The organism is Holdemanella biformis DSM 3989, from assembly GCF_000156655.1.
In the GTDB taxonomy this organism is placed as follows: Bacteria; Bacillota_I; Bacilli_A; order Erysipelotrichales; family Erysipelotrichaceae; genus Holdemanella; species Holdemanella biformis.
This window is the reverse complement of the sequence record NZ_DS996839.1, coordinates 70,338-91,574: the sequence shown is the minus strand read 5'-3', so window position 1 is coordinate 91,574 and position 21,237 is coordinate 70,338. Positions and strand designations below refer to the sequence as shown.

General features: G+C 35.2%; 19 protein-coding genes and 1 tRNA gene. 16 read left to right on the top strand and 4 right to left on the bottom strand.

Features of this window, described 5'->3' with window-relative positions; translation table 11 throughout:
• Nucleotides 1-8: 8 nt before the first annotated feature.
• Nucleotides 9-497, bottom strand: coding sequence for a DUF1836 domain-containing protein (locus tag EUBIFOR_RS00835; protein ID WP_167528765.1), 489 nt, complete (start codon nt 495-497; stop codon nt 9-11).
• Nucleotides 498-609: 112 nt separating this feature from the next.
• Between EUBIFOR_RS00835 and EUBIFOR_RS00830 the strand changes: the two genes are divergently transcribed.
• Nucleotides 610-1,455: a DegV family protein gene (locus EUBIFOR_RS00830; protein ID WP_003863987.1), complete on the top strand. Its 846-nt coding sequence runs from the start codon at nt 610-612 to the stop codon at nt 1,453-1,455.
• 34 nt (nt 1,456-1,489) lie between these two features.
• Here the strand turns inward: EUBIFOR_RS00830 and EUBIFOR_RS00825 are convergent, their stop codons facing one another.
• Nucleotides 1,490-3,016, bottom strand: a complete 1,527-nt coding sequence (locus tag EUBIFOR_RS00825) for an L-lactate permease (protein ID WP_040465992.1) — start codon at nt 3,014-3,016, stop codon at nt 1,490-1,492.
• A gap of 247 nt (nt 3,017-3,263) precedes the next feature.
• Between EUBIFOR_RS00825 and mraZ the strand changes: the two genes are divergently transcribed.
• The 9 genes from mraZ (at nt 3,264) to ftsZ (ending at nt 13,068) form a co-directional block, all read left to right on the top strand.
• The gene (gene mraZ, locus EUBIFOR_RS00820) at nt 3,264-3,695 is read left to right on the top strand and encodes a division/cell wall cluster transcriptional repressor MraZ (protein ID WP_003863984.1); all 432 of its coding nucleotides are present in this window, start codon (nt 3,264-3,266) and stop codon (nt 3,693-3,695) included.
• 6 nt (nt 3,696-3,701) lie between these two features.
• A complete protein-coding gene (rsmH, locus tag EUBIFOR_RS00815) occupies nt 3,702-4,628 on the top strand; it encodes a 16S rRNA (cytosine(1402)-N(4))-methyltransferase RsmH (protein ID WP_003863983.1) in 927 nt (308 codons plus the stop codon).
• A 5-nt stretch (nt 4,629-4,633) separates the two neighbouring features.
• Nucleotides 4,634-4,909 carry a hypothetical protein gene (locus EUBIFOR_RS00810; RefSeq protein ID WP_147346091.1) on the top strand — a complete coding sequence of 92 codons (276 nt, stop codon included), beginning with the start codon at nt 4,634-4,636 and terminating at the stop codon, nt 4,907-4,909.
• 18 nt (nt 4,910-4,927) lie between these two features.
• Complete coding sequence (locus tag EUBIFOR_RS00805) at nt 4,928-7,120, top strand: penicillin-binding protein (RefSeq protein WP_003863981.1); 2,193 nt, start codon at nt 4,928-4,930, stop codon at nt 7,118-7,120.
• 104 nt (nt 7,121-7,224) lie between these two features.
• Nucleotides 7,225-8,643 carry an amino acid permease gene (locus EUBIFOR_RS00800; protein ID WP_040465990.1) on the top strand — a complete coding sequence of 473 codons (1,419 nt, stop codon included), beginning with the start codon at nt 7,225-7,227 and terminating at the stop codon, nt 8,641-8,643.
• A 58-nt stretch (nt 8,644-8,701) separates the two neighbouring features.
• Nucleotides 8,702-10,024 (top strand): M18 family aminopeptidase, encoded by a 1,323-nt coding sequence (locus EUBIFOR_RS00795; RefSeq protein WP_003863979.1) that lies wholly within the window; start codon nt 8,702-8,704, stop codon nt 10,022-10,024.
• The gene (locus EUBIFOR_RS12015) at nt 10,009-10,557 is read left to right on the top strand and encodes a hypothetical protein (RefSeq protein ID WP_003863978.1); all 549 of its coding nucleotides are present in this window, start codon (nt 10,009-10,011) and stop codon (nt 10,555-10,557) included. The genes EUBIFOR_RS00795 and EUBIFOR_RS12015 overlap by 16 nt, the downstream gene beginning before the upstream one ends.
• A gap of 125 nt (nt 10,558-10,682) precedes the next feature.
• Nucleotides 10,683-11,942: a cell division protein FtsA gene (locus EUBIFOR_RS00785; RefSeq protein ID WP_003863977.1), complete on the top strand. Its 1,260-nt coding sequence runs from the start codon at nt 10,683-10,685 to the stop codon at nt 11,940-11,942.
• Between the two features lie 19 nt (nt 11,943-11,961).
• The gene (gene ftsZ, locus EUBIFOR_RS00780) at nt 11,962-13,068 is read left to right on the top strand and encodes a cell division protein FtsZ (RefSeq protein ID WP_003863976.1); all 1,107 of its coding nucleotides are present in this window, start codon (nt 11,962-11,964) and stop codon (nt 13,066-13,068) included.
• Nucleotides 13,069-13,191: 123 nt separating this feature from the next.
• Here the strand turns inward: ftsZ and EUBIFOR_RS00775 are convergent.
• A tRNA-Gln gene (locus tag EUBIFOR_RS00775) sits at nt 13,192-13,267 on the bottom strand.
• A gap of 191 nt (nt 13,268-13,458) precedes the next feature.
• Between EUBIFOR_RS00775 and EUBIFOR_RS00770 the strand changes: the two genes are divergently transcribed.
• Genes EUBIFOR_RS00770 through gltX form a run of 6 tightly spaced genes read left to right on the top strand, consistent with a single transcriptional unit; the run spans nt 13,459 to nt 20,634 of the window.
• The gene (locus tag EUBIFOR_RS00770; RefSeq protein ID WP_003863975.1) at nt 13,459-15,672 is read left to right on the top strand and encodes a SpaA isopeptide-forming pilin-related protein; all 2,214 of its coding nucleotides are present in this window, start codon (nt 13,459-13,461) and stop codon (nt 15,670-15,672) included.
• A complete protein-coding gene (locus EUBIFOR_RS00765) occupies nt 15,669-17,240 on the top strand; it encodes an isopeptide-forming domain-containing fimbrial protein (protein ID WP_003863974.1) in 1,572 nt (523 codons plus the stop codon). The genes EUBIFOR_RS00770 and EUBIFOR_RS00765 overlap by 4 nt, the downstream gene beginning before the upstream one ends.
• Nucleotides 17,212-17,967, top strand: coding sequence for a class C sortase (locus EUBIFOR_RS00760; RefSeq protein WP_003863973.1), 756 nt, complete (start codon nt 17,212-17,214; stop codon nt 17,965-17,967). Before EUBIFOR_RS00765 ends, EUBIFOR_RS00760 begins: the two co-directional genes overlap by 29 nt.
• Nucleotides 17,964-18,827 carry a SpaA isopeptide-forming pilin-related protein gene (locus tag EUBIFOR_RS00755; protein ID WP_003863972.1) on the top strand — a complete coding sequence of 288 codons (864 nt, stop codon included), beginning with the start codon at nt 17,964-17,966 and terminating at the stop codon, nt 18,825-18,827. The genes EUBIFOR_RS00760 and EUBIFOR_RS00755 overlap by 4 nt, the downstream gene beginning before the upstream one ends.
• 38 nt (nt 18,828-18,865) lie before the next feature.
• Nucleotides 18,866-19,129 (top strand): GIY-YIG nuclease family protein, encoded by a 264-nt coding sequence (locus tag EUBIFOR_RS00750; protein ID WP_003863971.1) that lies wholly within the window; start codon nt 18,866-18,868, stop codon nt 19,127-19,129.
• A gap of 41 nt (nt 19,130-19,170) precedes the next feature.
• On the top strand, nt 19,171-20,634 hold the full coding sequence (gene gltX / locus EUBIFOR_RS00745; RefSeq protein WP_003863970.1) for a glutamate--tRNA ligase: 1,464 nt from the start codon (nt 19,171-19,173) through the stop codon (nt 20,632-20,634).
• A gap of 31 nt (nt 20,635-20,665) precedes the next feature.
• Here the strand turns inward: gltX and EUBIFOR_RS13080 are convergent.
• Nucleotides 20,666-21,237 (bottom strand): ImmA/IrrE family metallo-endopeptidase (locus EUBIFOR_RS13080; protein WP_003863969.1); only part of this gene is annotated, 572 nt, incomplete at its 5' end.

The following is a 21,237-nucleotide window of genomic DNA, read 5'->3' as shown; positions in this document are numbered from 1 at the left end:
ATTTCTCTCTATTTTAGTTCGTATTTTTTTAAGGTGTACTCAGTATGCATCTTATAGATGATGCATTGAATGACATTATCCATGAGTTCTTGTTCATGGTTGGCGTTTTCAAATTCAATTGTATTACGGTTATTTTCAAAGACGTCATTTAATGAACTTTCAAATCGCGATATAAATAAGTCATAGGCTTGTTCAATTGTTGAATCTTTCATATTTGTATAAATATGAAGTAAAGATGTGATTTGTTGCATAGAATAACATCTTTTTAGAATGGTTAAAACTAAAAAGTAAGCTAAATGACTTTTTGTATAATGCTTTTTTACGGGAGGATGAACAATACCGGTTTTGACATAGTTGTTGATCATAGATTTTGTGATGAACTTTTCATCATAGAAATAGGTATCTTTTAATTTGTCATTCATATAAGTAATGACTTGATCCATGTAGAGTTCAATTTCAGGTAAGTCGTTCCATCTAGGAAATGTATAATTTTTCATAATCATAGTATAACATAAAATAAATTGTTACACAATCTAGAAATTAATACTAGATGTATTGACTTATTGTTATATCTATATTATTGTTTATCTAAAGAGAGGTAAAAAAAGAATGATTCATATTATTTCTGATTCGTCGACTTTGTATTCGATTGAATCGGCAAAGAAAAAAGGGTTGTCGATTGTTCCTTTGAATATTACTGTTGATGCACAAACATATCGAGATTTTGAGGATATCACGAGTACACAATTATTAACGATGATTGAAGAGCACAAGATTCCAAAAACATCACAGCCAAGTCTAGGTGAAAAGATAGACTTATATAATGAATTGACTAAAGATGGAGATGAAGTCATTGATATCGCAATGGCATCTGGACTGAGTGGTACGTATCAAACGGCTATGATGGCTAAAAATTCTTGTGACAATCCAGATTTAGTTCATGTAGTAGATTCACAAACATTATGTGGACCTCATCGTTTAATGGTGGATACGGCTTTAGAAATGGCTAGTAATGGGGCGACTAGCAAAGACATCGTGATGATGATCGTACAAAGTCGTATGCAGGAAGAGTCTTATTTAGTTCCTGTAGATTTTCAATTCTTAGTTCGTGGTGGAAGAATCAAAGGGTTGGCTGCTACTTTGGGTGGCGCATTAAAATTAATTCCAATTTTGAAAAAAGGCGTAGATGGCATAGGTTTAGATAAGTTTGGTGTAAGTCGTACTTATAAAAAGGCTGTCAATATGGTGGTAGAAGATTTTAAAAATAATGGTTTTGATTCAAATTATACATTCTACATTTCTCATGCGTTTAATGAAGAATTGGCAATGATGTTTGAAAAGAAAATCAATGAAACTTTTGATGGCGCAAAAGTTGTGATTTATCCTTTATCTCCTGCATTTATTACGCAGGGCGGTCCTGGATGTGTAGCTGTACAGGCAATAAAAATGGCTTAAGGAATTTTCCTTAAGCCATTTTTTTTTCTTTTAACTAGAAGAACTTTTGACCAAAATAAGCCACAAAACTCATTGCGATAATGAAGGCAACACCATATGGTAAGATTTTTGATAATAGTTTTGAATCTTGTCCTTGTCCATCTACACTGCTAAGTGCAATTGCGATGGATTGTGGTGATAACATTTTACCAGCAGCAACACCTAGTGAATTTAATGCGACGATCCAATATGGATTGGCATTTAAACTTTGAGCAGCACTTTCTTGTACAGCACCAAATAATACACCTGAACTTGTTCCTGAACCCGTCACAAATGTTCCTAAACATCCAATCCATGGGGCAAAGAATGGGTAGAAACTTTCAGTTACAGCAATCGCAAAGGATGCGATACTTGCGATCATACCTGCATATCCCATGATTTTAGCGCATCCAAGTACACATAGCATTGTGATAATGGTTTGTGACATTTGTTTGATTGTGGCAATAAATACCACTTTAAAATCTCTAAAAGTAGCTTTTTGAATCAATCCACCTAGAATTGCCGATAAAAAGATCCATACACCTGGTGTGTTGATCCAAGTAAATGTCATTGTACTTGGATTTTCTCCTGTGTAAATAGTAGCTGTTGATGCGAATTGAGATAAATATGTATTGACTGGAGCTACTAATTTTGAAGTGGATAATAAGAAGATAAAAATGAAGATAAATGGTGACCAAGCTGTGAATGCTTTTTTTACAGTGATTTTTTCGGCTGTCTCTAGCTTCATTTCATATTCTGGATTTGGCTTAACTTTTGAACCTAATAGAATTGTACATAATAATGAACATACACTTCCAACGATAACACAAAGTTCAGCCCCTACAAATTTAGCGACAATCATTTGTGGAATCAAGAAACTAAGTCCTGATACCAAAGTTACAGCTGTAACGCCTTTGAATGCCTTAACACCTTTTCCTGTTGCCATGACAATTAAGAATGGACATAGCAACATAAATGGAGCTAATTGAAGTGTTTGCGTAAATGCAAGTTGTGCATTTTCAAGTCCAACTAGATTTGCCAAAGTAACGGTTGGAATACCAATAGATCCAAATGGAGTTGGAACACCATTGGCAATCAAGCAGACTAAGCATGAAAATAAAGGCTCAAAACCTAAAGCTACAAGCATACTTGCAGGTATGGCAATGGCAGTTCCAAAACCGGCCATACCTTCCATAAATCCTCCAAAACACCATGCAACTAATAAAACTAAGATTCGTTTGTCACTTGAAACGCTGGTAATCATTTGTTTAATGATTTCCATGCCGCGTGTACGTAATGACAAATTATATGTAAATACAGCTGCGATAATCACAACAATAATAGGCCATAAAGCCATTAAGAAACCTTCACAAGCAGCCGTCATTGTATTAAGAAAACTTTGTTGCCAAATCGCTATAGATAATAGTGCGGAAATAATTAAAGAACCAAAGGCAGCTTTATATGTGGGCCATCCAAGTACGGTTAGCGCAAATATTAGCCACAAAATGGGACAAAGTCCCAAAATAAAATATAGAAAACTCATATCATCTCTCCCTTGTACGTTCGAATTATATCAGAGTGTATATGTTTGTCAAAAGAAAATCGCTAAAAATAGGCGTGTAAGCGCAATCAAACAACAAATGAGGGTTAAATATGAGGTTATTATTTGACTAACTATGAAATAAAAAAATTAGTACAATTTTTGATAATCTTGTGGCGTTTTTAGATAGAATGATGTATTATAGTGGTACAAAGTAGCACATTGTGTCATAGAGTGGGGGTGAAGACACATGTTCATGGGGGAATACGCGCATAACATAGATCGTAAGGGGCGATTGATTATGCCAGCAAAGTTTCGTGAGGAACTAGGTGAACATGTTGTCGTAAACCGAGGACTTGATGGATGCCTGTATGTCTATACGGTAGAGCAGTGGCAGCAAGTGTATCAAAAGCTATCAACTTTGCCTTCGACAAATAAAGACGCACGTATGTATCAGCGTATGATGTTGTCAAAAGCAGCAGAATGTGAAATGGATAGTCAGGGTCGAATTTTAATTCCATCCTCTTTAATCGCCTTGGCTTCTCTTGAAAAAGAATGTTTGATTATAGGTGTTGCGAACCATTTGGAAATTTGGTCTAAACAACGCTGGGAAGCTTTAGAAGAAGAGCAGAGTGCATCTTTTGAAGAAGCGGCCGAACACTTATCAGAAATTATGGGGTAGTAATGAATGGAACATATTAGTGTATTATTGAATGAATCGATTGACATGCTACAAATAAAAGAAGATGGGATCTATGTAGATTGCACACTAGGTCGAGGGGGACATAGTAGTGAAATCTTGAAACGTTTAACAAGTGGACATTTATATGCGTTTGATTGTGATCAAAATGCGATTGATGAAAGCATGCCGCGTTTAAAGGCAATTGGAGATCAATTTACTTTGATTCATTCTCCTTTTGAAAATTTAAAGAGTGAATTAGCTAAGCGTGGTGTAAATTTTGTGGATGGTATATTTATGGATTTGGGTGTATCAAGCCCGCAATTCGATGATGCACAAAGGGGATTTAGCTATCGTTGGGATGCACGCTTAGATATGCGTATGGATCAATCGCAAGAATTAGATGCCTATGTTGTAGTGAATACGTATGATAAAGAAGATTTGATTCGTATTTTAAAGCGTTATGGCGAAGAGCCATTTGCACAAAAAATAGCTGACAAGATTTGTAAGGCTAGAGAAATTGCACCAATCGAAACGACATTTGAATTGGTGGATGTGATTAAATCGGCGCTTCCAGCGGCTGTTTTAAGAAAGAAGGGGCATCCAGCGAAACAAACGTTTCAGGCAATTCGTATTGAAGTAAATCATGAATTAGAACAATTAGAGACTGTATTGCATGATGGATTAACGATGTTGAATCCACATGGAAGAATGGCGGTTATTACATTCCATTCTTTAGAGGATCGAATTGTAAAAGAGATTTTTAAAGAGGTGGCCGTTGCCAAAAAGGTCAATAAGAGGCTGCCACAAGTGGGGACAGAAAATTTAGAATATCAGCTGGTAAATCGAAAACCGGTTTTAGCAAGTAGTGAAGAATTAGAAATGAATAATAGGGCGCATAGCGCAAAACTAAGAGGGATAGAGAAGAAAGGATGATGCATATGCAAAGAAAGTTTAATTTAACAGGTGCACTTGTTTTAACTTTATTTGTGTTGTCATTGGTCTTCTACTTCGCATCAAAAACATATGTAAGTTCGATGAATCTTTCGCTTTCAGTTCAAGAAAGTGAATTGACTAGTGAGATTGCTCAAAAGGAACAAACTGTAGAAGAGCTCCAAAACGAAGTCAATACGTTACAGGAAAAGGGCAGATTGTTAGGAATGCTTGACAATGAAGTCTCTGATAATGAAAATAATATATATGTAATAAATGACTAGATGGAGTGGTGATGTATAATGTCGGTTCGAAAAAGTAATAATGAACTCTTTAAAATGATTTTACGGATGGCATTTATTGGAACATTAGTGGTAGCTAATGTTCTTTTCACTATGGTCACACATAGGCATTTATGGTCGCAAAAAGATGTATTGGATAAACGTATCGCATCAAGTATTGTGGAAAAGACAGTTACGGCAAAAAGAGGAACGATTTATGATCGTAATCATACTGTCATTGCACAACAGAGTAAAGCCTACACAATCGTTGCCTATTTAGATTCGGGAGTTGTAGATGCCAATGGAAATCCGAATTATGTAAAGAATATTGAGTCTACAGCTACAAAATTAAAGAGTGTATTAGGTGATGAAGTGGATGAGAAGACGCTTATTAAAATTATGAAGTCGGCAAAAAAGGCGGGAAAATCGCAAACAGAATTGGGTGCGGGTACGAAGCGTATCAAAAAAAGTGCCATGAAGGAAATCAAAAAATTAAAGATTGATGGTATTGGCTTTATTGATGCGGTATCTCGTTATTATCCTGCTACTCCTTATTCTTCCAATCTCGTTGGATTTGCAGCTTTTGATGAAGAAACGCAATCTATTGAAGGTAAAATGGGACTTGAATTATCGTTAAATGAATTGTTGAAGGGGAAAAATGGTTCGGAACAATATCAACAGACAGTGGATGGTTCTAAGCTTCCGGGTACGACGAAAGTGATTGAACAAGCTAAAAATGGAAATGATGTTGTTTTAACATTAGATTCAAGTTTGCAGTCGACGGTTGAAAGTCAATTGCAGGCTACGATGGAAAATGAAAATGCGAAATCAGCATGGTGTATTGTGATGGAAGTGGAAACAGGTAAAGTTTTGGCTTGGGCAAGCTATCCTACATTTGATCAGAATGAACATAAAGAAATTCCTAGCTATCAAGATGCGATTAGTACAAGTACATATGAGCCTGGTTCGGTAATGAAGCCATTTACATATGCGATTGCAATGGATACAAATGTGTATCCTTATAATCAAACTTTTCAATCTTATCAATTTTGGTATAACTATGATCCAAATACCGCAAAGATTTCTCGTGTTGCGATTGGTACAGAAACGCCATATCCATATATTGCTGATGCCTTAGATGAAGATTTTGGTACGATCACATTTGATCAGGGCTTGGCTTTTTCAAGTAATGTGGGGATTTGTGAGTTGTTGGCTAATTATGTCAATTATAGTCAGTATTGTGATTATTTAGATAAGTTTGGATTCTTTCAAAAGGTAAATACGCCTTATGTAGCACAGTCTTTAGGTGTAAAGAATGTGGGACTTCCCACCGATTATTTGTCGACTGGATTTGGTCAGGCAAGTTCAATTACTGTTTTGCAGCTTTGTCAGGCTTATACTTCCATTTTTAACGATGGAACAATGATGCGTCCTTATGTCATTGATTCGATTGTGGATAGTGATACAGGACAGACTGTAAAGAAGTATAAGAAAAAGGCTGTGGGTACACCGATATCATCTCAAAGCGCAAAAGAAGTGCAGGAATTGATGTCGCATGTAACGGATGAAGGAGCGAGTGGTCATCGTTTTAAAATGGATGGTATCGATTTATTGATGAAAACGGGAACGGCACAGATCTATAATGAAAATTTAGGTAAATATGATCCGGATTATCATACTTCAAGTGTTATGGCAGCAGCTCCTGCAAATGATCCAAAAGTCATGGTGTACTATGGCTTGGTTTCGACAAATATTACTTCGTATTCGGCAGAACCGTTTAAAAAGATTATGCGCGATACGTTGCAGACTTATGGTGTTTCTTCAACACCTACAACACAGACAGAAGATACGTATGAGAAGTGGGAGAGCTACTCGATGCCAAGTTTAGTGAATCATACGATTGATTATGCACATGAGAAGATGAAAGATAAAAAAGTGCATTTTGAAGTGATTGGTGATGGCACAAGTGTAGTGGGTCAATATCCGGATGCGAATATCACAATCAATTCAAATGATCGTATCTTTGTGTTGACAAATGGCAGTAAGATCACAATGCCAAATATGACGGGTTGGACGCGTAAGGATATTACGGTGTTCTGGCAGTTGACGGGGATTGGTATAAAAACGAGTGGTTATGGTAAAGTAACAAGTCAAAATGTTGAAGAGGGTACTACGATTTCTACGGATACAAAGATTGAGGTAACTTTAGAATAAGCGTCTATTATAGGCGCTTTTTTTGGTGGGACATGTAAATGAGAGTTGACAAAACCGTTTTTATATATGAAAATTATATATACAGTGAAAGAGGAGAGAGTAAAATGAATGATTCACAAAAAATGAAGTGGTACACACTTGCGTTTATGTGCTTTTCTACACTTTGGGGATTTGGAAACGTACTAAACGGATTTATGTACTTCAACGGAATTCAAGTTATCTTTTCTTGGATTTTGATGTTTGTGCTTTACTTCGTACCTTATGCTTTAATGGTAGGTGAGTTAGGTTCAGCATTCAAAAATTCAGGTGGAGGTGTAAGTTCTTGGATTCACGAAACAACAGGTCCTAAGGCTGCATACTATGCAGGTTGGACTTATTGGGCATGTCACATTACGTACATTGCTTCAAAGGGTTCTGGTGGTTTAAAAGCATTAAGCTGGATGATCTTCCAAAACTCAGAAACTTATGCATCTTTTAACACAAAAGCTGTTCAGTTTGCGACATTAGCTGTATTATTACTATTCAGTTATGTAGCAAGTCGTGGTTTAAATCCATTGAAGAAAATGGCAACAATTGCTGGTTCTAGTATGTTCGTTATGAGTATTCTTTATATCGTAATGATGTTTGCAGCTCCAGCAATCAATCCAAATGGTGGATATTTAGCTATGGATTTCAGCTTCAAAAACTTAATTCCAACATTTGACTGGAAATATTTCAGTTCATTGTCAATCTTAGTATTTGCGGTTGGTGGATGTGAAAAGATTTCACCTTATGTAAATAAAGTTGAAGATCCTTCAAGAGGTTTCCCTAAGAGTATGATTTTTGCGGCTATCATGGTTATCATTTGTGCTATTTTTGGTACAATCGCAATGGGTATGATGTTTGATCCAGCTGTAATCGATGCGAACTTTGACTCATATAATGCGAATGGTTCTTATTGGGCATTCCAAAGATTAGGTGAATACTATGGTATGGGTAATGTGTTGATGATTGTTTATGCAGCTTGTAACTGTATTGGACAATTCTCTACATTAGTAATTAGTATTGATGCGCCTTTGAGAATGTTATTGGATAACGAAGATGCTCGTCAATATATTCCGTCTAAGTTATTGCGCAAAAATGATGCAGGTGCTTATTCAAATGGTATCATCATGGTTGATATTCTTGCAGGTGCAATCATTTTAGCTCAAGCTTTAGTTCCAAATGCAGATACAGTACTTCGTCAGTTGACACAGTTAAACTCAGTAACAATGCCAATGCGTTACTTATGGGTATTCTTCGCTTATGTTATGTTGCGTAAGAAAACAGATATTTTCCACCGTGACTATAAATTTGTGAAGAATAACACAGTTGCGATTGTATTTGGTGCATGGTGCTTTGTATTAACGGCTGCTTGCTGCTTACTTGGTATGTATAAAGCAGGCGATATGTATACAACAATCTTAAATATTATCACTCCAGTTGTATTAACAGCTTTAGGTTTGATTTTACCAGCAATCAAGAAAAAAGAGGCAAAAAATTAATTTTGCCTTTTCTTCATATTTGTGGATAATTATATATAGTTGAGGAGATGTTTTTATAATGAATACAGTAGAAATTTCAAATGAATTAATTCAATTTATTGAGTCAAGTCCAAGTATGTTTCATTCAATCAAAACGATTCGTACTTATTTAGAAGAAGATGGATTTACATATCTTCCTGAATCTAGTGCTTGGGATGTTAAAGCGGGTGGAAAATATTATACAATTCGTAACCACTCAAGTTTGATTGCGTTTAAGGTAGGTAAGGATCTAGAATCTTATCATTTCCAAATGTGTGCAAGTCACTCGGATTCTCCGACTTATAAAGTAAAGAGTGTGCCAGAGCTTGAAGGACCAAAAGAATATTTGCGTCTAGATGTAGAGGCTTATGGTGGTATGATCGATAATACTTGGTTTGATCGTCCTTTAAGTGTTGCAGGTCGTGTGCTTGTTCGTAATGGTTCTAAGATTGAATCTAAATTATTATATATCGACAAAGATATTTTGATGATTCCAAATGTGGCTATTCACTTTAATCGTGAAGTGAATAATGGTTATAAATATAATCGTCAAATCGATTTATGTCCTATGTTCTCTTGTGGTGCACTTAAAAAGGGTGCTTTTGACAAGATGGTTGCGGATGAATTAAATGTTAAGGCAGAAGATATTTTAGGTAAAGACTTATTCTTAGTCAATCGTCAAAAAGGTTTAGTTTGGGGATTGGAAAATGAATTTGTTTCAAGTCCTAAATTGGATGACTTACAATGTGCATTCGTTTCTTTGAAGGCTTTTATGGAGGCTGAAAATGAGAAGAGTGTTAATGTATATTGTTGCTTCGACAATGAAGAAGTGGGTTCAAATACAAAGCAAGGAGCTATGTCTACTTTCTTAAAAGATGTATTGCACCGTATCAATAATGGTTTACATAAAACGGAAGAAGAGTATTATCAGGCTATCGCAAAAACTTTCTTAGTAAGTTGTGATAATGCACACGCACTTCATCCAAATCATCCTGAAAAGACAGATGCCGTTAACTATGTCACAATGAATGGTGGTATTGTCATTAAGGAAAGTGCAAACCAGAAATATACAACGGATGCGTTTAGTCGTGCGTTATTTACAGGGGTTTGTCAAAATGTAAATGTGCCAGTACAAAGTTTTGCGAACCGTAGTGATAGTGTAGGTGGTTCTACACTTGGTAACTTATCAAATACGCAGGTAAGTATTCATGCGGTTGATTTTGGTTTAGCGCAGCTTGCGATGCACTCATGTTTTGAAACAGCCGGTGTTAAGGATACGGAATATGCGATTATCGCATTGAAGGAATTCTATGAAACAAATGTGCAGATCGATGAAGCTGAATCGGTATGTCTAGAGAAGTAATTGTTCAAAGAATAGAGAAGTCGGATTTGATCGATGCGAAAAAGGAATTGATGATTGAAATTGTCCAAAATAAAAAAGAGGATGATTTTGATAAGAAGATCGATCGTTTGTATCGTCAATTTTCTAAGAGTTCTTCTTTTAAAAAACATGCGGAAAAGATGGTTTGTCGGGATGATGAAAAGTTAAAGATTTGTAACATGATGCTTGTGATGAGTGTGACTTTGACTTTGTTCTTTTTAAAGGCTGTCTTGTTTTCGAGTTATGTGGTTAATTTTAGTGTGGATGCGATTGTTGGTTGTTTAGCATTCGTATTCTCGTTTATTAATGTTCGTACAAAGTATCGTACTTTAAAAAGATATAATCTAGTTCGTGACTTTATCTATTTGGATGGTTTATCTTTACTTCTTTGTATTTTGTTTAAAATGTTCTTTCCGGTGCAGGTGGATTTTTCATTGATTATTTTATTGGTGGATTATTATTTGTGTAAGAAAAGATTTAAGGAAAAAGCATTTAAAATGTTGGAGGCAAATTAACAATATAGGGGGTATCCTAGGCTTGGATACTCCTGTTTTTTCTTATTTGATTTTAAAGACTAGCCTTCTATTTTTAATTCAATTATGGTATTATTGTTAAGTAGTATGTAAAAAGGAGACGTCGAATGAGTAAGAAAAGAGTTTATGCGGCTATCGAAATTGCTGATCAAGAGATTCGTCTTATCGTTTTAGAGATATTTGAAGCTCGTTACAACGTTTTAAGAACAGAAAGAGTTGCTTGTTCAGGTGTAGATAAAAATCAAAAGATTGTCGATGAAAGTGCTATTGTTACAGCCATTCGTCAAGCTATAACGAATGCACAGGCAGCTTTAGGATACCGAATTGAACGTGTATTATTGGCTGTTCCTAGTGTAAATGTAATGCGTAGCTCACAAAAGGTACGTGTGCAAATTGAAGATGGAACGAAGAACATTCGTTTATTCCATATTCAGCAAGGATATAAAAACGCGATTCAAAAACGATTGAATGAAGATGTAGAATTTGTAAATGCGAATAAGGTTACTTATGAAGTAAATGGTACAGTAAGTCAAAAGCTTCCATTGAATCAGGAATGTGAAGATTTCATGATGGATGTAGATTTATTATATGCGGATAAGGAAACGATTTATTCATATGCTCGTTGTGTTGAACAGGCAAATCTTGAAATCTTAGATCTATGTTTAGATTCATTTGCGATTGGTCAGGAAACAGCTGCTTTAACACAGAGTACAGAAAGAGTTACAATTCAAATTGATTTGGAACAGAATCATTCTACTTTAGCTTTGTTTAGCACAGGTCGTTTGATGACTTGTACAACATTGGATTTTGGATATTTATGGTTTATTGAAGATATTCAAAAGAAATATAAGTTGAGTGATGAAGTATGTTACAGATTGTTGCAAAATATTTTCTCAGGTCAAGAAGATGAAAATAGTGATGTGATCATTTATATTGAACAAAGAGAAGATATGCGTATTGAGATTACGGCAAATGAACTTGCGAAAGCTTGTTTACCTCGTATTCGTCAATGGATTGCAGCTGTCAATGATGCATGTTTACCAATTGTTCGCCAAGGAAAATCTAGATATGTCATTACCGGACAAGGAAGTAATATTCCTGTGTTGAAGGATTTAGATAAATCTTTCAATGCGAGTGCAATGATCTATCAAGAACAAGCAATTGGTGCAAGAGATGGTGCGTTTGTATGTGGCTTAGGTATGGCATATGCTTGGCAAGATATCAATCGTATTCACCATGATGATCGAATTAGTGCTAACAATAATGAATTGGAAGCAAGTATTGATTCAATCAATCAAAAGGCATCAAGTGTTGAAGGTGGATTTACAAAGAAATTAAAGAATGCTATTTTAGCGGAAGAAGAATAAAAAGAGAGGAAAATATTATATGACTGAATTTAATCAAGTAGCAAATATTAAAGTATTTGGTGTTGGTGGTGGTGGATCCAATGCCGTTAACCGCATGGTTGCTGATGGTGTTAAAGGTGTTGATTTCTATATCTGCAACACAGATGTACAAGTAATGAAAAATTCTCCTTGCGATAATAAAATCGTTTTAGGAAAAGAAACTACAAAAGGTCTAGGTGCTGGTGGTAATCCAGAATATGGACGTAAAGCAGCTGAAGAAAGTGAAGCTGAAATTCGCGAATCAGTAAAAGGAAGCGACATGGTATTTATCACTGCTGGTATGGGTGGTGGAACAGGTACTGGTGCTGCTCCATTAATCGCAAAGATTTCTAAAGAAGAAGGTGCTTTAACAGTTGCGGTTGTGACTCGCCCATTCACTTTTGAAGGTCGTCGTCGTGCAAACAATGCCAAAGATGGTATTGAAGAATTGAAAAAATATGTTGACTCATTGATCATTGTATCAAATGACAACTTATTAGATGTGATTGGACGTAAACCAATCGAAGAAGCATTCCAAGCTGCAGATAATGTATTACGTCAAGGTGTTCAAACAATCTCTGATTTAATTGCGGTTCCTGCATTGGTTAACTTAGACTTTGCGGATGTTCGTAGCGTTATGCAAAACCAAGGACGTGCATTGATTGGTATTGGTATGGCAGAAGGAGAAGACAAAGCAATTTCTGCTGCTGAAAAGGCAATCCAATCTCCATTATTGGAAGCACAAATTTCTGGTGCTAAATCAGCTATCGTAAATATCACGGGTGGTGACAAAGTTAGCTTATTTGATGCTCAAAATGCTGTATCTGTAATCCAGGATGCTGCTGGTGGAGATGTTGACTGCATCTTTGGTATCGCAATCAATGAACAATTGGGTGATGCGATCATCGTTACAGTTATTGCGACAGGATTTGAAGAACCAAAAGAAAAACAACGTAAAAGACGTACTGAACCAGTCATCAAACAAGTTGCGAATGATGCATTATTTACAGAACCAAAAGTTCAAGCTCCTGTAAATTCAGGTGTTGTAACTAGTGTTGAAAACAACTCGAATGATGAACAAATTCCTAATTTCTTCTTCAATCGTTAATTCACACATATAGAGAGCCTAGGCTCTCTTTTTTAGTATTATACCGACAAAATACTGGCGGTAATGTTGGTATAGTGTCGGAAATGCAAAAAAAAACAGAGAATCTCTTCTCTGTACTAGGCATGGCTGGGGTACTTGGATTCGAACCAAGGAAATGTCAGATTCAGAGTCTGATGCCTTACCGCTTGGCTATACCCCAATGCGCCTATTTATAATACACTATTGGTTATATTTTTACAAGTGTTTTTTTATGTAATGCACTTGTTTTTTTGCGTTTTAGATCAGATAGGTTCAATCGTTTGAAATTGATGGAAATTCACGTTCTTTTCACATTGGCTTGTCACAATTATAGGTGAGAAGAAAAGAGTATATAAACAAGGGGGTGAAGAAATGAAAAAGAAGATTTATATATGTATGAGTATTCTTATGGTGTTGTTTCTTTCTTTGACAATGGTGCATGCCAATGAATCAACAACATATCGTTTGAGTGAAAAAGAAATGGAGATGATGGATGAATATAGTAAGCAAAATGTAAATACGCCTGAATTTATTCAGTTGCGAAAAGAAAAGGCAGAAACCTATGGGTTAGTCGACTATTGTGATGAAAACTACATTTTAGAAGAGGATTTCTATGATGAGTATGCCGATGCATATTTGATGCAAAATGGATTGATGATACTCGACCGATATTGTGCTGGATTCGAATCGAGTTCTAGTTTTATGATGGCTAGATCTCAAAGTGTCACAAATGTTTTCCATCATCGCTATACAGATCGTAATGGATATTATCTTGCCAATTGTCTATATCAATTATCGAATTCACACTATGCCTTTTGTGCACAAGGATTGAATGCCAATCCATCGAGTGGAAGTGTTACATCCGATCCTTATTTAGTAAGTAATGCGAATTTGAAAAAATGTTTATATTATGGCTATAACGGGCCAGGTGATATATTGACGAGTCGTTATGGCGAAAGTGCTGCCATTGTTTTAACGGATGAATTGGTTTCGAATGCTTATTCGTCAAATTGTATCAGTAAGGCGCTTTCCAATGGGTATCACTGGAATAATGTGGTCAGTGCCTTATGGAATGAGGTCACTTCAAAAGCGGAACCAAGTGGTTATGATGTGTATTTTGTCGATGTTGCAGGACAAGCTTATAACTGGCAAGGTGTCATGACAAGCATTCAAAAATTGGCATATGGTGTAAATAGTCCTAAGGGAAGTGTTCAAATTAAAAAGAGCAGTCAATTGAGTGATGTAAGCACAAACAATGTAATGTATACATTAAAAGATGCAAAGTATGGTTTATACAGTGATTCTGGTTGTACTAAGAAGATGGGTGAATTTCTTCTTGATGAAAAAGGAAATTCCAATGTCATTTCGAATTTAAGTGTTGCGAAATATTATGTTCGTGAAATCAGTGCACCAAAGGGATATGCCAAAAATGATACGGTGTATCCTGTGGACGTAAAGAGCAATCAAGTTGTAGAAGTGGCTGTATCGGATATTCCTTATACAAATCTTGTGAATTTGATGTTAGTCAAAAAGGATAAGGATGATCAATCTAAACCTTTAAAAGATGCGCAATATGAATTCAAGTTTTATGATCAGGAATCAAGTGCTAAATCTCCATTGCGTACGTGGCTAATGAAAACAGATGCCGATGGAAAGATCTTAATGGATGATGCACATAAAATTAGTGGAGATGCCTTCTATAAAGATGTGGATGGAATGGTTTGTTTACCACTAGGAACGATCACAGTACAAGAGGTTGTGCCTCCTAAAGGCTATTTATTAGATCCAACAATCTTTGTTCAAAAGCTTGAAGAAAAGAATGTAATGTCGACACATTTTAACAGTTTTAAATATTTTAATGCAGTGGACAAAGCGAATTACTTAAAACTAGTAAAGGTGCAAGAAGGTACAGATATTCCGTTGTCGAATGTGACCTTTAAGCATTTTGTGAATGGATCATCTTATATTGGGCAAGATACCACAAATGAAAAGGGTGAAATTGAATTTGTGGCTCTTTCAAGTGGTAAACATACGCTACAAGAATTTAAAACAATCGATGGGTATGTGTTGGATGCAAGTCCAATTGAATTTGAGGTTCTAGAAAATGGAAGTATTACAGGCGTTAATTCTGTAATTAAAGTGGAAAATAAAGTGAGACCTTTCTCATTAAAGATTCAAAAGAAGAATGATCGAAATGAACTTTTAAATGGTGCCGTATTTGGCTTATTTAAAGATGAGAAATGTCTAGAGTGTGTAGAAGAAAAGACAACGCAAGATGGTGTTGTGGTATTTGATGGTTTAAAGAATAAGGAAACCTATTATGTAAAGGAAGTAAAGGCTCCTGCAGGTTATCGAATGAATAAACAAGTGTATTGTTTAAATACAGATTTTGTGCCCGTAAATAACCAATTTGATGTATATATCAACCAAGAAAAAGTAAATGGTTTATATGAAAATGGAACGGTAAATATGGAGTTTATCAATCAGAGAATGGTGAAGCTTCCGCATACGGGTAGTGCAAAAGTTTTATTTATGAGTGTGATCGGTATGTTTTTGATGGCTAAGAAATTGAAGGAGAAGGAATGAAAAAAAGAAATTTGATTTATACAGGATTGTTGATGTTGTCTTTAGTGACAACACCTGTATATGCACAAGATAAAAGAGTGGAAGTCACAAATGGGGTTTGTATGCTTGAAGAAGGAAGTGCAAGTATTGTCATTCAGGCTCATGATAATCAGCCGATGAATGGAAAAACTTTCCGTATGTATAAGTTGTTTGATGCAGAAAATTCAAGTGATAATGCCTCTACTAGTTATACATTAAATCCTGTATATGCTTATAAAATCAAACAAATTGTAAGTACTAAATTGAATCGGAGTGTAGATGATCAAGATGTGCTTGATTATATGCGCTCATTAAATAATTCAAACAATCAAAGTGAGTATCGTCAGTTTATCGAGCAAGTTCAAAATGCAATTATGAATTTAGATTCGTATATCATTCATGTAGAAAGTACAGATGTCAATGGGAATATTGTGATTGATAAATTGGCGTATGGATTTTATTTGATTGATGAAGTTACCAATGTTATCAATACACATGGTGCAAGTTCATTGACGATGGTGAATACGGCAAGTCCAAAAGTCGTCATGCAGATCAAGTCGGATTATCCAAGTGTTGAAAAAAAGGTATATGAAGATGACAATTCGATTGGTTGGAACGATATGGGTGATTTTGAAATCAATCAAGATATTCCATTTAAATATGTATCGAAAGTGCCAGATATGAGTGGATATAAAACATATTTCTTTGAGTTTGAGGATGAAATGGATCCATGTTTATCTTTAAGAGCGGATAGTGTGAGATTAAAAATCAAAGATCAATTCGTTGTTCAAAATAAGTATACATATACTGCAACGGATCGTGGCTTTAAAATTACGTTTACAGATTTAAAACAAATTCCTAACATCAATAAAGGAGATTCTATAGTTTTATCGTACACGGCTTATTTGAATGAGAATGCGGCACCTAAAATTTCTAAAAGAGGATTTGAAAATAAGGTTCGTGTAAATTTCTCAAATGATCCACAAAATGAATCGAAGGGACAATCGCCTTGGGATTGTGTTGTGTGCTATACATATCAATTGAATGGGTTAAAGAGTAATGAGAAGAATGTAAAGTTAAAAGGAGCTACTTTTAAAATGTATCGTGATGCGGCTATGCGTGATCAAGTGAAAATGAAGAAAACGGATAGTGGCTATGTCGTTACGGATGGTCAAAGTGAAGATATTGTCTCAAATGCGAATGGTGAATTTGAAATCTATGGTTTAGATCAAGGTACGTATTATTTAAAAGAAACAAAAGCGCCGGCTGGATATCAATTGTTGCAAAAGCCAATTGAGCTTACGATTTCGCCTAAGTTTGTTGAAAATCGAAATAACTATCGTTCAAATGGAGATGGTTTGTTGAAATTAGAGGCTTCAAGTTTTAATACACCATTGAATGTAAGTCAGTCGGATGCGATCATTGGTTTAAAAGTTATTAATAAAACAGGTACAAAACTTCCTGTGACAGGATCTTTTGGCACGGTTTTGTGTGTAGTTACAGGTGCGGGCATTATGGTTTATGTATGTAAAAAGAAAAGGGAAGAATAATGTATTATTCTTTCTTGGCTTTTTACTTTGTGTATTACCAATCCTTTTAAATTTGGTGTTTCAAAGCCGCATGGAAAATGTAATTTCAAGTTTTTATCTTGAAGAGGATACAACGCAAGAAAAGCTTGTAGAGGATGCGTATTTAAATGCTGAACTATACAATCAACAATTATTTTTGAATCAAGAAAGAGAAAATTATGACACGGTTTTGAATTTTACTTCCACACAAATCATGGCCACCATCCAGATTCCAGTCATTGATGTTGATCTAGCCATTTATCATGGTACGAGTGATGAAGTATTAAATCGTGGCATTGGGCATTTTGAATTCTCAAGTTTACCTGTAGGAGGTAAAAATAGTCATTGTATATTGACGGGGCATCGTGGTTTGCCAAGTGCGAAGCTTTTTACGCGTTTAGATGAATTAAAGAAGAAGGATCAAATCTATATTCACGTTTGTAAGAAAACTTTGGCTTATGAAGTTGTGGATAGTTTTGTGGTAGAACCAGAAGATATTTTGGATATGGCAATTGAAAAGGATCAAGATCTTTTAAGTTTAGTTACATGTACGCCATATGGTATCAATACGAAAAGGTTGGTTGTGAAGGCAAAGCGTATATTTCCTAAAAAGAAGAATCAGCCAAGAAAATCGTATTCGATGCGGGAATTTTTGTTTCTAATCATTCCAGTTGTATTCTTGATTGTATTTAAGGTGGTGAGAAGATGAAAAAAATAGTTCTATTTATCATGATGTTTTTATGTAGTATTATGCCAATCCATGCGAATAGTCTTGCTTCAATCACAATTGAATTACAAGATTCGATCGATGATTTATCGAAGGAAAATGTGGATTTTAAGCTTGTGCAAGTCGCAAAACTTAAAGATGGATATTTTGTGTTGAATGATGCGTTTCAAGATTTAGATGTAGATTTTAATGTGGAATTCAATGCTGAACAAATTGAAAATTTGTGTGATGAGATCCAAAAGAAAGATGTGGAGGGTTTACATGTTAAAACAGATTCTAAAGGGATTGCCAAAGTAGAAGATATTGAGCAAGGCTTGTATTTTATAGATCCTGTGGATATTTGTGGATATGAAAATATGCGTCCAATGTTAGTTAGTGTTCCGCAATGGCAAGAGGATGAACTTGTTTATAGTGTGGTTGTTTATCCAAAGCATAGTCCGTTTGAAAAGTTGATTCTAAAAAAGGTAGATCAGGAGACAAAACAGGAAATTTTAGATGAGATTGAATTTACAAGCTACAAAGACAAGGATTGTAAAGAAAAGATTGCTTCGTATAAGGGAAGTGGTAAAATTTCGATTTTAATGCGCAATCAAGAAATGTATTTAAAGGAGACAAAGGCTCCAAAGGGATATGATAAATCGGATCGAGTGCTTTGTGTAAAAGTGGTTGATGGTTCATTGTATGTGGATTCAAAGAAATTGGATTCGAATGTATTTGAGTTTGAAAATAGAAAGATTCATGTTCCAACAGGGATTGAATATCATGGAAATATCTATGTGACTTTAGGATTAGTTGCACTTGTGATTCTTTTACATTTAATCAATAAAAAACTAAGAAAGTAAGGCATTTATTTGTCTTACTTTTGTGTTAATATAGGCATATGGATACAAAGGCTTATGTTTATATATTAGAATGCAAGGATAATACGTATTATACGGGGTATACAACAAATGTAAAACATCGTTTAAAGATGCATAATTTGGGTAGGGGTGCAAAATATACGCGGGCAAGAAGACCTTGCAGGTTGGTATATAGTAAAGAGTGTGATTCTAAATCTTCGGCAATGAAATTGGAGTATAGGATCAAACAATTGTCGCGAAAAGAAAAGCTAGACTTGATTCTAGGTGTATTGAAAGAATTTTAGTTTCGTATTATTATAATAAGAGCGAAAGGATGATATAGACTATGAATAAAACAAGAACTCGTTTTGCGCCGAGTCCAACTGGCTATATGCACATTGGAAATTTGCGTACGGCTTTATTTGAATTTTTAATTGCCAAACACGAAGGTGGCGACTTCTTATTGCGTATTGAGGATACAGACCAAGAGCGTAAAGTAGAAGGTGCTGTAGATGTTATTTATAAAACTTTAAAAGAGTGTGGTTTGAATTGGGATGAAGGACCAGATATTGGTGGTGACTTCGGTCCTTATGTTCAAAGTGAACGTTTACCTATGTATAAAGGGTATGCGGAAGAATTGATCAAATTAGGTGGAGCTCACTATTGTTTCTGTAGTGAAGAGGAGATTGAGGCTCAAAGAAAAGAAGCTGAAAGCTTAGGTATTTCTTTTAAGTTCAATGATCCTTGTAAGCACTTGAGCGCTGAGGAAGTACAGGCTAAATTAGATGCGGGTGAACCTTATGTCATTCGTCAAACAATCAAAAATGTGGGTGAAACATATTTTGATGATGAAGTATATGGTCGTATTGAAGTGGATGGAGATGTTCTAGATGAACAGATCTTAATTAAATCAGATGGATATCCAACTTATAACTTTGCGAATATTATTGATGATCACCAGATGCAGATTTCTCATGTTGTTCGTGGAAATGAATATTTATCAAGTACACCTAAATACAACTTGATTTATGATGCATATGGATGGGATCGTCCTACATATGTGCATGTACCTCCTGTAATGAAGGATGAGCACCACAAATTGTCAAAACGTAACGGGGATGCTTCTTTCCAAGATTTAGTTGCGAAAGGATATTTGCCAGATGCGATTATGAACTATATTGCTTTACTTGGTTGGGCCCCTGAAACTGAACAGGAAATCTATACTTTAGATGAATTGATCAAAGTGTTTAATATTCATCGTATTTCTAAATCTCCAGCGATTTTCGATATTGATAAATTGACTTGGATGAATGGTGTTTATTTAAGAAATATGGATGAAGATACTTATTATGAAACAGTTCGTCCATACTTAGAAAAAGCGGTTCATGGACCTTATAACTTAAAGGAAATCGCAAAAATCATTCAACCTCGTATTGATGTCTTGAATCAAATCGAAGAGAGTGTTGATTTCTTTGATACATTAGTGGATTATGATTTAGAAATGTATCGTCATAAGAAGATGAAGACAAATCCTGAGATTGCCTTAAAAGCTTTAAAAGCCAGCAAAGCTGCTTTAGAAGCATTTGATCGATGGGATAGTATGGAAGCTTTACATGATTGTTTATTGGCTCTTCCAAAAGAATTGGAAATGAAGAATGGACAAGTATTGTGGCCAGTTCGTACGGCTGTTAGTGGTAAACAATTTACTCCAGGTGGAGCGATTGAAATTGCGTTTATCTTAGGTAAAGATGAAACATTGCGTCGTATTCAAGTGGGTATTGATCGTTTAAGTGAAATCGTAGAAGAGTAAAATGAAAAGTTCAGCAATTTTGCTGAACTTTTTATATATTTACTATTTTATATTTCTTTTTTAAATCGTTAAATGTGTCAAAATTTACATAATGTTCTTTTTGTAGTCTTCCTACTAATATTCCAGCATCTATTCCTGATTTATTTGCGAATTTAATAATATTGGATTTTGTATAGTTTTTTTCTGAAATAAATGATTTAAATTCATCTAGTGGGATAAGGATGTTTGATGCAAATTCATCTGCTTCTTTTTCATCTTGCTGTGAAGTGCCTTCAAGTTGATTGATATGACCTTTTAAAATATGTCCTATTTCATGAAATAGACTAAACCAGAATTTATCTGCATCTTTTCCACGTACTGTTAGACCTATGACAATTTTGTTGCCATCATAAAATGTCGCACCATGTAGAAATGATCCTTTTAGATGGGGTAAAAAAATCAAGGCAATACCACAGTTCGATAATATTTGCGTTAGTTTATTACAAAACTCATCCGGAGATTGTATCGTCATGCTTCTAATTTTAGGAATTTCTTTTTCTAAAAGCGCCAGATTGATTTTTTTTACTGTATGATTTCTTGCTTCAAGTTTAGCTTTTTGTGCCC

What these genes read in the sequence shown, in the direction of transcription:
- EUBIFOR_RS00785 (WP_003863977.1), top strand. Translation starts at nt 10,683, where the DNA reads ATGAGTAAGAAAAGAGTTTATGCGGCTATCGAAATTGCTGATCAAGAG.
- EUBIFOR_RS00760 (WP_003863973.1), top strand. Translation starts at nt 17,212, where the DNA reads ATGTATGTAAAAAGAAAAGGGAAGAATAATGTATTATTCTTTCTTGGC.
- EUBIFOR_RS00765 (WP_003863974.1), top strand. Translation starts at nt 15,669, where the DNA reads ATGAAAAAAAGAAATTTGATTTATACAGGATTGTTGATGTTGTCTTTA.
- EUBIFOR_RS00835 (WP_167528765.1), bottom strand. Translation starts at nt 497, where the DNA reads ATGAAAAATTATACATTTCCTAGATGGAACGACTTACCTGAAATTGAA.
- EUBIFOR_RS00810 (WP_147346091.1), top strand. Translation starts at nt 4,634, where the DNA reads ATGCAAAGAAAGTTTAATTTAACAGGTGCACTTGTTTTAACTTTATTT.
- EUBIFOR_RS00805 (WP_003863981.1), top strand. Translation starts at nt 4,928, where the DNA reads ATGTCGGTTCGAAAAAGTAATAATGAACTCTTTAAAATGATTTTACGG.
- rsmH (WP_003863983.1), top strand. Translation starts at nt 3,702, where the DNA reads ATGGAACATATTAGTGTATTATTGAATGAATCGATTGACATGCTACAA.
- EUBIFOR_RS00750 (WP_003863971.1), top strand. Translation starts at nt 18,866, where the DNA reads ATGGATACAAAGGCTTATGTTTATATATTAGAATGCAAGGATAATACG.
- EUBIFOR_RS12015 (WP_003863978.1), top strand. Translation starts at nt 10,009, where the DNA reads ATGTCTAGAGAAGTAATTGTTCAAAGAATAGAGAAGTCGGATTTGATC.
- gltX (WP_003863970.1), top strand. Translation starts at nt 19,171, where the DNA reads ATGAATAAAACAAGAACTCGTTTTGCGCCGAGTCCAACTGGCTATATG.
- EUBIFOR_RS00755 (WP_003863972.1), top strand. Translation starts at nt 17,964, where the DNA reads ATGAAAAAAATAGTTCTATTTATCATGATGTTTTTATGTAGTATTATG.
- mraZ (WP_003863984.1), top strand. Translation starts at nt 3,264, where the DNA reads ATGTTCATGGGGGAATACGCGCATAACATAGATCGTAAGGGGCGATTG.
- EUBIFOR_RS00800 (WP_040465990.1), top strand. Translation starts at nt 7,225, where the DNA reads ATGAATGATTCACAAAAAATGAAGTGGTACACACTTGCGTTTATGTGC.
- EUBIFOR_RS00825 (WP_040465992.1), bottom strand. Translation starts at nt 3,016, where the DNA reads ATGAGTTTTCTATATTTTATTTTGGGACTTTGTCCCATTTTGTGGCTA.
- EUBIFOR_RS00770 (WP_003863975.1), top strand. Translation starts at nt 13,459, where the DNA reads ATGAAAAAGAAGATTTATATATGTATGAGTATTCTTATGGTGTTGTTT.
- ftsZ (WP_003863976.1), top strand. Translation starts at nt 11,962, where the DNA reads ATGACTGAATTTAATCAAGTAGCAAATATTAAAGTATTTGGTGTTGGT.
- EUBIFOR_RS00795 (WP_003863979.1), top strand. Translation starts at nt 8,702, where the DNA reads ATGAATACAGTAGAAATTTCAAATGAATTAATTCAATTTATTGAGTCA.
- EUBIFOR_RS00830 (WP_003863987.1), top strand. Translation starts at nt 610, where the DNA reads ATGATTCATATTATTTCTGATTCGTCGACTTTGTATTCGATTGAATCG.